The sequence below is a fragment of the Pedobacter petrophilus genome (assembly GCF_009674725.1).
Taxonomy (GTDB): Bacteria; Bacteroidota; Bacteroidia; order Sphingobacteriales; family Sphingobacteriaceae; genus Pedobacter; species Pedobacter petrophilus.
Genome location: NZ_WKKH01000072.1, coordinates 1 through 14543 on the forward strand (window position 1 = coordinate 1; position 14543 = coordinate 14543).

General features: G+C 38.3%; 12 protein-coding genes. 11 read left to right on the plus strand and 1 reads right to left on the minus strand.

All coding sequences use genetic code 11. The features are described from left to right. Positions 1 to 155: transposase (locus GJU39_RS24355; RefSeq protein WP_154281226.1), on the minus strand; the 155-nt coding region annotated here is incomplete at its 3' end. A gap of 182 nt (positions 156 to 337) precedes the next feature. Between GJU39_RS24355 and GJU39_RS22030 the strand changes: the two genes are divergently transcribed. The 11 genes from GJU39_RS22030 to GJU39_RS22080 all read left to right on the plus strand — a co-directional run bounded on the left by GJU39_RS22030 (position 338) and on the right by GJU39_RS22080 (position 14483). Then, on the plus strand, positions 338 to 1033 hold the full coding sequence (locus tag GJU39_RS22030; protein WP_154283161.1) for a hypothetical protein: 696 nt from the start codon (positions 338 to 340) through the stop codon (positions 1031 to 1033). Positions 1034 to 1046: 13 nt separating this feature from the next. Then, a complete protein-coding gene (locus GJU39_RS22035) occupies positions 1047 to 2699 on the plus strand; it encodes a RagB/SusD family nutrient uptake outer membrane protein (protein WP_154283162.1) in 1653 nt (550 codons plus the stop codon). Between the two features lie 169 nt (positions 2700 to 2868). Continuing rightward, complete coding sequence (locus tag GJU39_RS22040; protein WP_154283163.1) at positions 2869 to 3870, plus strand: LacI family DNA-binding transcriptional regulator; 1002 nt, start codon at positions 2869 to 2871, stop codon at positions 3868 to 3870. Positions 3871 to 4076: 206 nt separating this feature from the next. Continuing rightward, complete coding sequence (locus GJU39_RS22045; RefSeq protein WP_154283164.1) at positions 4077 to 6521, plus strand: glutaminase family protein; 2445 nt, start codon at positions 4077 to 4079, stop codon at positions 6519 to 6521. A gap of 226 nt (positions 6522 to 6747) precedes the next feature. Beyond that, the gene (locus tag GJU39_RS22050; RefSeq protein WP_154283165.1) at positions 6748 to 7623 is read left to right on the plus strand and encodes an ROK family protein; all 876 of its coding nucleotides are present in this window, start codon (positions 6748 to 6750) and stop codon (positions 7621 to 7623) included. A 344-nt stretch (positions 7624 to 7967) separates the two neighbouring features. After that, positions 7968 to 8951: a basic secretory protein-like protein gene (locus tag GJU39_RS22055; RefSeq protein ID WP_154283166.1), complete on the plus strand. Its 984-nt coding sequence runs from the start codon at positions 7968 to 7970 to the stop codon at positions 8949 to 8951. A 158-nt stretch (positions 8952 to 9109) separates the two neighbouring features. Continuing rightward, entirely contained in the window at positions 9110 to 9781 is a 672-nt protein-coding gene (locus GJU39_RS22060) for a basic secretory protein-like protein (protein ID WP_154283167.1), read from the plus strand. A gap of 30 nt (positions 9782 to 9811) precedes the next feature. Beyond that, on the plus strand, positions 9812 to 12100 hold the full coding sequence (locus GJU39_RS22065; protein ID WP_154283168.1) for a GH92 family glycosyl hydrolase: 2289 nt from the start codon (positions 9812 to 9814) through the stop codon (positions 12098 to 12100). Positions 12101 to 12334: 234 nt separating this feature from the next. Beyond that, positions 12335 to 13024: a ribose-5-phosphate isomerase RpiA gene (rpiA, locus tag GJU39_RS22070; protein WP_154283169.1), complete on the plus strand. Its 690-nt coding sequence runs from the start codon at positions 12335 to 12337 to the stop codon at positions 13022 to 13024. Positions 13025 to 13171: 147 nt separating this feature from the next. Then, a complete protein-coding gene (locus GJU39_RS22075) occupies positions 13172 to 13561 on the plus strand; it encodes a LiaF transmembrane domain-containing protein (RefSeq protein WP_154283170.1) in 390 nt (129 codons plus the stop codon). A gap of 451 nt (positions 13562 to 14012) precedes the next feature. Then, the gene (locus GJU39_RS22080; RefSeq protein WP_245228059.1) at positions 14013 to 14483 is read left to right on the plus strand and encodes a DUF3887 domain-containing protein; all 471 of its coding nucleotides are present in this window, start codon (positions 14013 to 14015) and stop codon (positions 14481 to 14483) included. Positions 14484 to 14543: the final 60 nt, after the last annotated feature.

Here is a 14543-nt window from a genome sequence, read left to right on the forward strand (position 1 = left end):
GGACTCTGTTTGGGCTCCGACTCACGCTGTCTCCATTTACTCAGAAGGCTATCGTTTATTCCAAGCTCATCTGCAACCTCTTTCACCGATCCTCGGCTATTAGATAAATCTATAGCCATTTTTTTGAAGGAATCATCAAATACTCGTTTGCTCATATAATCAAATTTAAAAGTTTCTAGTTAAATCTGACAACTAAATTCCTCCAGTCAAATGTAGCAACTCCACGTTAAGCTATCAGGCCATTAAGAAAGATAATTTTAGCTGGAACATCAATTTTGCAGGAAGTACCATTGATAATAAGCTGGATACCTATTCAAATGATGTGTATAAGAGAGACATGAGAACATTCGGAGGTATTGGTGGTGCAGGAGACCTGGGGGATGCTTTCCGTACTTATGAAGGCAGAAATATTGGTGAATTTTGGGGTAAACGTTTCGCTGGTTTTACACCAGAAGGTAAATGGACCTTTTTTAATAAGAATGGTGTAGCCGTACCAAATGCACAAATCAACACTTCACCATTCCGTGATCAGACTGATTTAGCACTGATTGGAAACGCAATCCCTAAATACTACTTATCACTTGGAAACACTTTCACATACAAAAAATTCGATTTAACAATCTTCTTAAGAAGTAAACTTGATTTCGATGTGCTGAATACAGTGGCATTATCATATGGAAACAAATTTGGTACACAAGGTAATCTATTAAACAGTGCATTCACTAAATATGCAGAAATCAACGATACCTATATGTATTCAGATTACTATCTGGAAAGCGGAAGTTTCTTAAAAGTTGATGAGGTAACATTAGGTTATACTTTCAAATTTAATGATAAAGCATTCCGTAGCCTGCGGGTATATGCAGTTGGTCAGAATCTGGCATTGTTAACTGGTTATTCGGGTAACGATCCTGATTTAATTCAGGATACTGGCTTAGGACAGGAAATTAATGGACGCAGTCTAGGTATTGATACCAGAAGTCCTTACCCCACTACAAGACAATTCGTTTTCGGTGTTAATGTCGGATTTTAATATTTAAAGAGAAATGAAAAATTTTAAAAAACTCATATTGTCTGCACTTATTACATCGCCTCTTTTATTTAATGGCTGTACCAAGTTAGACGAAAATATCTATAGCTCATTAGTTACGGATAACTATTATAATAATAAGAACGAAGTATTATCTGCCGTTTTAAGGCCTTATACCCATGCAAATGCCTGGGCAACGCCATCCGGGCAGGATAACTGGTGGAGACCATCAGAGCTGTCTGGCGATCAACTGGCCTGGCCAACTAAAGGCCGCCATGGAGAAGATGGGGGTAAATGGAAGCGTTTACACTACCATACCTGGTTGGTAGATGACGCGCCATTAAATAATGCATGGTCATTAATGTATGGTGGTATGGGGTTCTGTAATGATCCAATAGAGAACCTGGAAAAGCGTTCCTTATCGCAAATGGGCATTACTCAGGTTGAAAAAGATGCTTACATCGCTGAACTGAAATTGTTCAGGGCCTATCATTATCTTAAATTAATGGATCTTTTTGGCAATATTCCTATTGTAACGCAAGTAGGTATTCCTGCAAAACCGGAAACGAGACCACGTGCCGAAGTTTTCGCTTTTATTGAAAAGGAGATTAAGGACAACATTGATAAAGCACCTAAACTTTCCAAAAGTATGCTTGGACGTATGACGCAAGCAGGAGGTTATGCCATGTTGGTTGAACTTTACTTAAACGCTGAAGTTTGGACAGGTACTGCCCGTTGGGATGATTGTATCGCTGCCGCAAATAAACTCATTAATAATGAGGCTGGCGGACAAAATGGCCCGATGGCATTGGATCCGAACATTACCGATCAATTCAAAACCACTAACGATTTATCAAAAGAGGTTATTTTTGCAATTGCCTATGAGTTTAGAATTGCCAATTCACAGCCATCATGGACGGGAGAGTTTTTCCACTTTCAGCAAGATCGTATTTATGGAGGTTCAAGAAATGGAAACAATGGTATCGTAATGGTTCCGGGCAATTACAACAAATACAACAACGATGATCTGAGAAAAAGTACATGGTTACTTCAAGGTCCTCAGGTTCGTTTTGACAACGGTCAGCCAGCGCTTGCCAGCGGAGGCAATGAATATAGCGATCAACAAATTGTTTTCGTTGATGAAATCCGTCGTGCAAGAGCAAATTCTACCGTTTCAAACATGAGTGAGGGTGAAGAGAATAGCGGTGTGCGTTTTAACAAATATAAACTCGGTAACAACGTAGCTGGAAATGTAAATGGTAACCCTGTTGGTATCGATTTAAATTATAATTGTACGGACTGGAACTTATATCGTCTTACCTGGATCTATTTTGCAAAAGCTGAAGCCATCATGCGCAAAAACGGTGGTGCCGCAACTGCAGAAGCTGTTCAGTTGATTAATGATTGTAAAAAACGTGCTTTTACAGAAACCACCTGGCCGGCAAACCAATATACCACTGCCAGTTTAACACTGGATGAGTTGTTGAATGAAAGGGGTCGTGAGTTTGTTTTTGAAGGATTCAGACGTGATGATTTAATTCGGTTTGGTAAATTCCATACCGCATCCTGGTGGGATCATACTCCATCAGCGCCGTTCAGGCAGTTGTTTCCAATTCCTTTAATTCAAAGAACTTTGAATGAAAATTTAGCTCAAAATCCAGGTTATTAATAAACAGAGTAAGAAAAGGCACCATATGGTGCCTTTTCTCATTTAACATAAAATAACATATTTCCCTTCGCCAAATCTATCAATCTTAATGATTATGCATTATATTAGCCGACCCAGGCTAATTTTAGTTGGTTAGCCTGCAATTCACCTGGTAAAATATGCTCTATAAATGAAAAGCCTTTCTATAAAAGATATAGCCGTCAAAGCTGGCGTATCGATCACTACAGTTTCTTTTATTATTAATGGTAAAGCCAGAGATAAATCAATCAGCGAAGCCGTAATTAAAAAAGTTGAAAAAATTATTGTAGAAAGCGGTTATAAACCAAATCAAATTGCCAGAAGTTTAAGAACTGGTAACTCAAACATCATCGGATTAATTGTGGAAGATATTTCCAATTCATTCTTTTCCAAAATAGCCAGATTAATTGAAGATAAGGCTTATAAAAAAGGTTACAAAATCATTTACTCCAGTACCGAAAACCATATTGAAAAAGCTAAAGAACTGATCACTATGTTTAAGTCGAGAAAGGTTGATGGCTATATCATTTCTCCTATAAAAGGCCTGGAAGAAGATATTCAACAGTTAATGGCTGATAATAAGCCTGTCATTTTGTTCGACAGGAACCTGCCGGATTTAGATGCTAATTATGTTGGAGCAGATCATTTTAAAGCCACTTACCATTCTATTGAAAGTTTTATAAAACAAGGGAAAAAGAAAATCTCCCTGGTAACTATCGATATCGATGTGCAGCAAATTACAGAACGTTTGACCGCTTATAAAAAAGCACTGGCCGATTACGACATTCCTTATGAGGAAAACCTGGTATTAAAGGTTCATTTCAATCAGGATGAAAAGGAAACAATGGTCCAAATGGAAAAACTTTTCCAGACGGAAGAAATAGATGCGGTGCTTTTTGCCACGAATTATTTAGCCATAAGCGGACTCAAAGTACTAAAGCAAACCGGCAAAAAAATCGGTAATGATTTCAGTGTAATCGCCTATGATGACCATGAAGTATTTGAGCTTCATACCCCGGGGATTTCCGCCGTGCAACAGCCACTTGAAGAGATTGCCGAAACCGTAATCCAGCTGATTTTAAGTCAGCTTTCTTCCAAAACAAAACTCGATAACCAGCACATCATATTACCCGCTAAACTGATCGAAAGATAATTTCTTATTCAGTAATGTAATTGTTACTGCAAGGCGTTGTAATTGTTGCCGCTACTGTCTATTATTGAAAAAGGTAAAACGTTTTATGCATACTTGCTTTTTCATTCTGAAAATGCGCATTTTATTCAAATGCTGTTTAGTAAATAAATTGCAAATCGTCGTTTTGGTATGCCTGATCATTATAAATAAAAACTAACCAAATAATTATGAAAAACCTTTATGCACTGGCTGTTTTACTGGTATACAGTATGTGTACTATTGCGCAAGATAAAGCGCCGGCCTATCCCTTAATTACGCACGACACTTATTTAAGCATCTGGTCTTTTGGAGATGGTTTGAATCAATCTACCACCAAACACTGGACCGGCAAAGAGCATTCCCTTAATGGAATAATAAAGGTAGATAACCATTTCTACCGGTTTTTAGGAGCTGATAGTAAAAGCTATAAAACGATTTTGGCAGCAGCCGATGAAGAAAATTATCAAGCCAGTTATAGTACTAAAAAGCCAGCAGAAGGATGGAAGGGCTTAAATTTTGATCAGGCTTCCTGGATGAAGGGCAAAGCACCTTTTGGTGATGATCAGATGGCCAAAACCAAATGGGATACAGACGAGATTTTTTACCGGAGGAAATTTTCTATGGCTAAAAAGTCGACGGCAAAAAAGTATTTAAAGCTTAACCATGATGATAATGTAATGGTTTACCTCAATGGTCAGTTAATTTACCAAAAGGAAGGCTGGGTTCACGAGTATATTTATATTCCAATTCCGGGTGATGCTTTAAAAACAGGTGATAATATTTTAGCCATCAATTGTAAAAATACAGCAGGCGGCAGGTTCCTGGATGCAGGCATTGTAGAAGAAGGTCCTCTAGCTGCAAATGTGATCAATGCCACGCAAACTAGCGTATCAGTAAACGCCACCAACACTTCTTATACCTTTACTGCAGGTGGTGTAAATCTTAATTTAACGTTTACGTCTCCTTTACTATTAAATGATGTGAACCTAACTGCGAGGCCCGTTAGCTACATCACTTACGCCGTAAAATCTGCAGATGCAAAAGCACATAAAGTGGATGTTTATTTCGGGGCCTCATCAAATCTTGCTGTAAATACCCCGAACCAACCCGTTTCGGTTTGGAAGAATACTAAAAACGACCTTTCAATTTTAAAAGCCGGAACGGTAGAACAACCTGTTTTGCAAAAGAAGAATGATGATTTAAGGATTGATTGGGGTTACCTCTACATCGCGGTGCCAACTGAATTTAAAGCGGTGCAGTTTATTGGTAAGCAGGGCGATAACATCAATGCGTTTAAATCTGGGAAATATCCGCAGGTACCACAGGCGATAAATGTTAAAACTCAGGATTTAGGCACTGTAATTCCATTTGGAACGGTTACTTCAAAACCCATTGAAAAGTATATCATGTTGGGTTATGATGACCTGAAATCAATCGAATATTTTGGTGATCAGTTGCTCCCGATCTGGAGAAAATCTGCAACTGCTAGTTTTGAGGATCAATTATCTGCCGCTAACGCTGAATATTCAGCACTGCAGGCTAAAACAAAAGCGTTCGATGCAAAACTTGTGGAAGATGCTACTAAGGTTGGGGGTAAGGAATACGCAGATCTATGTAAACTGGCCTACCGCCAAAGTATTGCAGCACATAAAATTGTTTATGCTCCAAATGGCGATTTGCTCTTCTTATCAAAAGAAAATTTTAGCGGGGGTTTCATTAATACCGTTGATGTAACTTATCCATCTGCACCTCAATACTTGCTTTACAATCCCGAATTATTAAAAGGGATGTTAAATGGAATTTTTTATTATTCGGAGAGTGGCAAATGGAAAAAACCTTATCCGGCTCACGATATTGGTACTTATCCGGTAGCGAACGGACAAATCTATGGGGAAGACATGCCGGTAGAAGAAGCTGGAAACATGCTTATCTTAGCTGCGGCAATTACCCGGGCAGATGGCAATACCGTTTATGCTGCTAAACATTGGGAAGTAATGTCTGTCTGGGCGGATTATTTGCTAAAGGAAGGCTTCGATCCGGCAAACCAGTTATGCACAGACGATTTCGCCGGACATCTGGCCAGAAATGCTAATTTATCTGTAAAGGCTATAGTTGGCCTGGGGGCTTACGCGCAAATGGCAGATTTGTCTGGTAAAAAGGAAACAGCCACGAAGTATAGAAATGCAGCTTTAGAAATGGCCAAAAACTGGCAAAAACTTGCCGATGGCGGTGATCACTTTGCCCTGACTTTTAATGATAAAAATACCTGGAGTCAAAAATATAACCTGGTTTGGGATAAGCTTTTGAAATTGAATCTATTTCCAAAATCAGTATATAAAAAAGAAATAGATTATTATTTAACTAAACAGAACGAATTTGGCTTGCCCTTGGATAGCCGGAAGGATTACACCAAATCTGACTGGATAGTGTGGACTGCAACCCTTGCCGACAACCAGGCAGATTTTGAAAAATTTATTGGCCCTGTGCATAAGTTTGCTACAGAAACCACAAGCAAGGTGCCGTTAACAGACTGGCATGAAACCAAGACCGGAACGAAAACTGGTTTCCAGGCGCGAAGTGTTGTTGGAGGGTATTTTATAAAAATGCTGGCAGATCAATGGAATATTAAGTAAGTAAAATTCTTCCAAACATAGGCGGAAGTAGCACAAGGGATAGGGCTTCTGCATGAACGTAATACGATGTTGGCCTAAATTCCCGTTATATCAACACAATTAGCTGAATAAACTAAACAAATAAAAAAAAGTAATCTAAATCAGATTTGTCTTTTCTGGTGTTGAGGTAATTGATGCGTGATTTTGGATTAAATAGAGAAAAAAATAAATAGAAATAAAATAAAGAATGGAAAAGCCTGTAGCACTGGGTGTGGATATCGGCGGCTCGCATATTACAGCCGCATTGGTAGATTTAGAAACAAGAACACTGATTGATAACTCAATCAAACGTAGCCCTGTAAATTCGCAGGAGAGTAAAGAAGATATATTATCAGCCTGGTGCAAGATCATCGATCAATCGTTTAACAACATTAAAGATGGAAACCGGAATATCGGCATTGCTATGCCAGGCCCCTTTGATTATGAACAAGGCATCTCGCTGATTAAGGATCAGGATAAGTTTAAGTCGCTTTACCAGGTGAATGTTAAAGAGGAATTGTCAAACAGACTGGAAATTCCCTTGGAAAACATCCATTTTATAAATGATGCTGCGGGCTTTTTACAAGGTGAAGTTTTTGCTGGTGCTGCCAAAGGCAATGCGAATGTATTGGGTTTAACGCTGGGAACCGGTTTAGGATCTTCGTTAAGTTTGAAGCTGAAGGCTATTGATGCAGATTTATGGAATTCGCCATTTTTGGAAGGCATTGCAGAAGATTACCTTTCTACCCGATGGTTTGTTAAACGGTACAAACAATTAAGCGGAACGGAGCTGCCAGGTGTAAAAGAACTGGTCGAAATTGTAGATACAGATCATTTCGCTACCAGGGTATTTATGGAATTTGGATACAACCTGGCACAATTTCTAATTCCGGTAATTAATGAGCATAGGATAGATACCGTAGTTATTGGTGGTAATATTTCCCAGGCTTTTAATGCATTTGCACCCGAACTGATCGCCACTTTAAAAGGTAATGATATAGATGCAAGCATCAAAATCTCACAACTTAAGGAGCATGCTACTTTAATTGGTGCAGCAAGCTGTTGCGATGTGAGTTTGATTTAATATTAGGTTTTGAGAAGGGCGGATGATTATTCCGCCTTTTCTTTTCGGCCAACGTTCGTAACTGTTAGGATTTGGCTGTTTTTGTTTGAAAATTATAAGGATTCTTAATAAGAATTTCCGAAGATTTTTTATTTTAAAAAAGTTGATTTAATTAAATCAATATCTTATTATTGTATTGGTTTAAAACGTTTTAGTGCCTTATTCTAATCTATTTTTTAACTTCAAAGCCCTGCCTCAAAAGCAGTTTTTTTATCAAAGAAAACTAAAACGTTTTAGTGAATATTCGCGTTAACCCTAATCAGCGCAAAAAAATCAAACAACATACTGGCTCTAACGAAAATAACATGATCAAACATTTTTTTACACTGGCAGCGATAGGACTAATTTCATTTTCTTCATTTGCACAATCTAACGGCTGCCAGATTACAATTAAAGATGACCAGCAGGCTATCGAACAGAAAACAAAAGATAAATTATCAGCCGCATTTTACAATGTTTACCCATGGTTCGCATCAGCAGATGGTTACCGAACAAAAAGGAGCGCAGACTTAATTTTTAACAGCAATGAAACGACAGACATTAAGGCGAAAGCCGGAGAAATAATTGTTAACGGAGATTGGGTAAAAGGAAAATCGCAAAAGAAAATTGAAAAGCAATTGCGGAATGCCTTTACCAAAAACTGGTCTGGCTTTTCTATCCAAAAGAAAAAAGGCTACAAACTTACCTTCATTAGTAAAGACCCGCTTTTAGATCCACTTTTAAAACAAAAGTTGATTGATACCTATTTCGAAATCTACCCGACATTGGTAAAAACATTTAATAACAAATCTACACATAATGTACTTTTCGTGGTTGACACCGCTTATAAAGCAGTGGCGGAGGCCAGCGGAAACCGAATTTTATTTAGCGCGGGTTATTTAAACGCACATCCAACGGATATTGATGTGGTTACTCATGAAACCATGCACATTGTTCAGGGCTATGGTTACAGCGCTGGTCCGGTTTGGCTAACAGAAGGTATTGCAGATTACGTTCGTTATCAATATGGAGTAGATAATGTAGGCTCTAAATGGAGCTTGCCCGCATATAATGCAAAACAAAGTTACCAAAACAGCTATCGGATTACCGCCAGATTTTTCGCATGGCTGGAACAAAATATAAAACCCGGCTTAGTTGCAACCCTTGATCAGCAGCTGCGCGCACATCAATATACAGAACAAAGCTGGAACAGTTTAACAGGAAAATCCATTGATCAGCTGTGGGAAGAATACTCAAAAAACCCAGGTCAGGTTAAATTGAAATATAGCAGTAAAGCAGAGAAAGGTTAAATTAATTTTTCATCCAAAAACATGCATTCAGTTGTTTTTAACGCACATTTGGGTCTTTTGTCACTTGTTTAGTAATATTTTTGAGTGATTACTAAAACGTTTTACATATTATCTTTATTTTGCATCATTATACGCTAGCCAAAAAATTAAAAAAATAAATGAAAAAAATATCCCTGATAACTTCGTTAGCTTCCCTGGCTATATTACCTTTATCAAAACTTCAGGCGCAGGAGACCATTAAGAAAAATGGCTATACATTATCCTTCGAAAGCAATTATACTGCTTTAGATCCAAAGTTGAAGAAACGGTTAATTGAAACCTTTTTTATAGTGTACCCAAAACTGGCAAAAGAATACAATCCTAAAACGCTGAAATCAGTGAAGTTCTTTGTCGACACTGCTTATAAGGGTGTTGCCGCAACGGCCGATGGAAAAGTAACCTATAGCTCCATCTGGATGGATAAACACCCTGAAGATATTGATGTAGTGACCCATGAAGTGATGCACATTGTTCAGGATTACGGCAGGAGTGTAGGGCCGGGCTGGTTAACCGAAGGAATTGCAGATTATGCCCGTTTCAAATTCGGCGTTGATAATGCCGGCGCGAAGTGGATTCTGCCAGCTTTAAAACCAGAGCACAGCTATAAAAACAGCTACAGAATTACAGCTAGATTTTTCGCCTGGATAGAAAAAAATGAAAAGTCGGGCACCATAAAAGCTGTTGAGGCATCGCTACGGGATCATACCTATCAACCAGAAATCTGGGTTAAATTAACTGGCAAAGATTTAGACGGACTTTGGGCAGATTACGTAAAAAATCCAGCGCTTTAATATTTTAAAACACACCAAATAACCATAAGAATGAAAAAACTATTTATTGCTTTCCTCAGCTTCGCTGCATCTGCCAGCTTTGCCCAAACGGTTGGCAAAATTACTGATCCTGTAGACTGGATTAATCCCCTGATGGGCACACAATCCAAACCAAGTTTATCAAACGGAAATACTTATCCTGCCATCGGTTTGCCATGGGGGATGAATATGTGGACACCACAAACCGGTAAAATGGGCGATGGATGGGCTTATACTTATGAAGCTGATAAAATTCGCGGTTTCAAACAAACACATCAGCCATCTCCATGGATGAATGATTATGCTGCATTCTCTATTATGCCGGTAACAGGTAAGTTAAGATTTGCAGAAGACGAACGTGCAAGTTGGTTTAGCCACAAAGCAGAGGTTTCAAAACCTTATTATTATAGCGTTTATTTGGCAGATGCTGATGTAACTACCGAAATAACACCGACTGAAAGAGCTGCACAATTCAGATTTACTTTCCCAAAAACCGATAGTTCTTATGTAGTGGTAGATGCTTTGAACAAAGGTTCATACATTAAAATTATTCCTGCCGAGCGGAAGATTATTGGTTATACCACAAAGTATGCCCGCGGTCCGCTTCCAAAAAACTTCAAAAATTACTTTGTAATTTATTTCAATAAAGATTTTAAACTGGCTAAAACCTGGAGCGGCAACAAGCTTAAAGATGATGAACTCGAATTAGAAAGCGATCACAGCGGAGCCATTATAGGTTTCAAAACCACTAAAGGAGAACAGGTTACTGCAAAAGTAGCTTCGTCTTTCATCAGTTTCGAACAAGCTGATATCAACTTGAAGAGAGAGCTGGCCAGCGATGGTTTCGATGCCACAAAAGCAAAAGGAAGAGCCATCTGGAACAAAACCTTAAATAAAATCGCAGTAGAAGGTGGTTCGATTGATCAAACCCGTACTTTCTATTCTTGCTTATACCGTACTTTGTTCTTCCCGAACAAATTGTACGAAGTAGATGCCAACAACAAGGTAGTACACTGGAGCCCTTATAATGGTCAAACTTTACCTGGCTATATGTTTGCCGGTACTGGCTTTTGGGATACCTTCAGGGCTTTATATCCGTTTTTAAATCTGGTTTATCCTGCTATTAATAAAGAAATGCAGGAAGGTTTAATCAACGATTATAAAGAAGGCGGATGGTTGCCGGAGTGGAGCAGCCCGGGTTATGCAAATATTATGGTTGGAAATAATTCGGCTTCCGTTGTTTCTGATGCTTATATTAAAGGATTACGGGGTTACGATATCCAAACCTTATGGGATGCTTTAAAACATGGTGCAAACAATGAAGGTCCGATTGAAGCAGTTGGCCGTGATGGGGTAAAATATTACAATGAGTTGGGTTATGTGCCTTTTGATGTGAAGAAGAATGAAAACGCAGCGAAAACGCTGGAATATTCTTATGATGATTTCACCATTTATCAACTGGGAAGAGCGTTAGGTAAACCTGCGTCTGAGATTGATATTTATAAGAAAAGGGCAATGAATTATAAAAACCTTTTCGATCCTGCTTCGGGCTTAATGCGGGGTAAAAATAAAGATGGCAGTTTCCAAACACCATTTAGTCCGTTTAAATGGGGTGGCGCATTTACAGAGGGTAACAGCTGGCATTATACCTGGTCTGTATTTCAGGATGTAGATGGTCTTGCCAAACTAATGGGCGGTCATGATAAGTTTGTAACCAAGCTTGATTCTGTTTTTTCTATGCCTCCTGTATTTGATGAAAGTGCTTATGGCGGTGTAATTCACGAAATCCGTGAAATGCAGATCGCGAACATGGGTCAGTATGCACATGGTAACCAGCCAATTCAACATATGATTTACTTGTACAATTACGGTGGTGCGCCTTATAAAACGCAATATTGGGTGAGGGAAACGATGAATAGAATGTATAAACCTACACCAGATGGTTATTGTGGCGATGAAGATAACGGACAAACATCAGCCTGGTACGTTTTCTCGGCAATGGGATTTTATCCGGTCACACCTGCGGTGGATCAATATGTATTAGGTGCACCATTGTTTAAAAAAGTTACTTTAACATTGGATAATGGTAAAACGGTAACCATTAATGCAGCTGGCAATAGTGATAGTAACCGCTATGTACAATCATTGCAAATGAATGGTAAGCCATATTCTAAAAACTGGATTAGCCATAGTGGTTTACAAAAAGGAGCAGTGCTAAACTTCAACATGACAGCCACACCAAACAAAACGAGAGGTGCCAACCCGGTTGATTTTCCATATTCACTGTCTACAGAGAAATAGAGAAAAAAGAGTGTAAATAAGAAATGGGGATTCTGCAGTCGAATCCCCATTATCTATACCTGGCTTGTGCTCGTTTATAACGAGTGCAGTATATATTGCAATTCTATCGCGCTTTTCCATCGTCACAGACGAAAGAGATATCCCACGTAACGAAAAACGCCCTAACGAACAAACTTCCATCAAACAATCATCTCCAGTCGCAAAAATACCCATCCATTTTCTTAATTTTACTTTATGGGAATCACCGATCAAAATCACCAGAATGCAGAGAAACTTGCTGCGGCAAAGGCAGCCGTTAAACTGGTTAAAAATGGAGATATTGTAGGATTAGGAACTGGAACTACCGCTACTTTTGCGATTAAAGAGTTGGGTAAATTAGTTGCAGAAGGGTTGAACATAAAAGCTGTGGCAAGTTCCATCCGAACCGAAGAACTGGCGAAGTCGCTGGGTATTGAAATTTTAGATCTGGGAAAAACTTCTTCGGTAGATATCAGTATCGATGGTGCCGATGAGTTTACAGAAGGATTAGATTTAATTAAAGGTGGGGGTGGCGCATTGTTCCGCGAGAAAATAGTGGCCTCCTTAAGTAAGCAGGCCATCATTGTAACCGATTCCTCTAAAAAAGTTAAGAAGTTAGGTTTATTTACCGTTCCTATTGAAGTAATCCCTTTGGCTTATCAATATGTTTTCGGTCAGATTGTTAAACTGAATGGTAAAGGGAAAAAAAGAATTATAGATAACCACGATTACATCACCGATAACGGAAACCTGATTATCGATGCAGACTTTGGTTTGATCAATGATCCGAAAGCTCTGTCAGATGCCCTAAATAAAATTGACGGATTACTGGCGCATGGCTTATTTATCGGTTTAACAGCCCAGGTGATGATGAGTGATCGTTCTGAAATCATTATTTTCAAGTAATTCACCGAAAAACAGGCCAGCTAAAAAAACCGTAAATATTTTAGCCGACAAATTTATTTAACTCACCGACAAATTGAAGCTATTAAGGGAAAAGCCATTCTCCCGCTTTCATTTTCATGATACATTTGAATATAAATCAAAACGATCATGGAAAATTTCACTAAAAGCAATCACGAAAATAAACAATTAGGGTTAGGTATTTTAATTGTATTAATCGGTTCTGTATTCCTGTTAAGAAATACAGGTTTGGATATTCCGCACTGGATTTTAAGCTGGCACACTGCTATGTTGGCGGTGGGTTTATGGCTCGGTTATCGTAGAAATTTCGAAAGTGGGGGCTGGCTGGCCATAACGATTATTGGTGGAATCTTCACCCTGAAAGATATTTCTCTTTTCGATTTTGATCTGTCAAGAATCAGTACAGCACTTATCTTAATCGGACTTGGGTTGTATGTAATCCTAAAACCAAAGAAAATCAAGACCTTCGATCAATTCGGTCAACATCCGGCTGCTAAAAAAGAAGGTATAAACTTTTAAAATTCTGAACTCCATCATATAGATCAAAAGGGACATTTTAACGATGGTCCCTTTTTTTATGATAAAGACTGAAAAGTCGGAAAAAAAGAAACGGGGATTCCACCATTAAGGCAGTATCCCCGTCATCTAAATTAACGCTCTCACATACATAAACGCTCAGATGCTAAATTATTGCGTACAAATACATTTTTATTAAAAAAAAATTAATGCAATTAAATATATTATGCAAATGCTATTTTATTCCGGATATATTTATTGCGTTAAAATTATTTAAATATCTGATTTTTAGCGATTAATGAAGCAGATCAGTTTTTCTCACCATCTTTATGGTTTTTGGCATAATTTCTTAAAGTGTTAAAAAAAGTTAAAACTAAATGGATAGTTGATGAGAGGGGTTTTGAGTGCCAAATATTATTAACTTTGAATATTGTACGAAAACTCGCATAACTAAATGAAAAGAAGTATTTTAATTATAGTCGCTTTATTGTTTACCACCAGCGCATTCTCTCAAAACGTCATCCAGCTATTTAACAGCGCTAATGATTTCTTCAAATTATTGCAGGAAGAAAAATTTGCAGATGCTCATGCTACTTTTGATGATACCTTAAAAACAAAGCTCACGGAAGATGGATTGAAGAAACTTTGGTTTGATATGGGAACTAAATTTGGGAAAGCAGAATCTTTTGATGCGATTCAAAGCCGTTCGCAAGGTGAATTTTTTGCAGTAACGGTTGAAGGTAAGTTTAGCAACGGCGATCAAAATTTTATTGTCGGTTTTAACAAAGCACAAAAAATAGTCGGCATTTTTCTTGCCCCGGCTAAAACTGCAGCAGCGTATTTAAAGCCGCTCTATGCCGATACAAACTTATATAGTGAAAAATCAGTTTACCTGGGGCCGGCAGGCCCAATGTCATTAAGTTAAGGATTTTTATATTGCATCTTTTTGATTTTTAGTTACTTTAGGTTTCACTCTGGCTCTGAA

What these genes read in the sequence shown, in the direction of transcription:
- GJU39_RS22030 (WP_154283161.1), top strand. Translation starts at nt 338, where the DNA reads ATGAGAACATTCGGAGGTATTGGTGGTGCAGGAGACCTGGGGGATGCT.
- GJU39_RS22035 (WP_154283162.1), top strand. Translation starts at nt 1,047, where the DNA reads ATGAAAAATTTTAAAAAACTCATATTGTCTGCACTTATTACATCGCCT.
- GJU39_RS22040 (WP_154283163.1), top strand. Translation starts at nt 2,869, where the DNA reads ATGAAAAGCCTTTCTATAAAAGATATAGCCGTCAAAGCTGGCGTATCG.
- GJU39_RS22045 (WP_154283164.1), top strand. Translation starts at nt 4,077, where the DNA reads ATGAAAAACCTTTATGCACTGGCTGTTTTACTGGTATACAGTATGTGT.
- GJU39_RS22050 (WP_154283165.1), top strand. Translation starts at nt 6,748, where the DNA reads ATGGAAAAGCCTGTAGCACTGGGTGTGGATATCGGCGGCTCGCATATT.
- GJU39_RS22055 (WP_154283166.1), top strand. Translation starts at nt 7,968, where the DNA reads ATGATCAAACATTTTTTTACACTGGCAGCGATAGGACTAATTTCATTT.
- GJU39_RS22060 (WP_154283167.1), top strand. Translation starts at nt 9,110, where the DNA reads ATGAAAAAAATATCCCTGATAACTTCGTTAGCTTCCCTGGCTATATTA.
- GJU39_RS22065 (WP_154283168.1), top strand. Translation starts at nt 9,812, where the DNA reads ATGAAAAAACTATTTATTGCTTTCCTCAGCTTCGCTGCATCTGCCAGC.
- rpiA (WP_154283169.1), top strand. Translation starts at nt 12,335, where the DNA reads ATGGGAATCACCGATCAAAATCACCAGAATGCAGAGAAACTTGCTGCG.
- GJU39_RS22075 (WP_154283170.1), top strand. Translation starts at nt 13,172, where the DNA reads ATGGAAAATTTCACTAAAAGCAATCACGAAAATAAACAATTAGGGTTA.
- GJU39_RS22080 (WP_245228059.1), top strand. Translation starts at nt 14,013, where the DNA reads ATGAAAAGAAGTATTTTAATTATAGTCGCTTTATTGTTTACCACCAGC.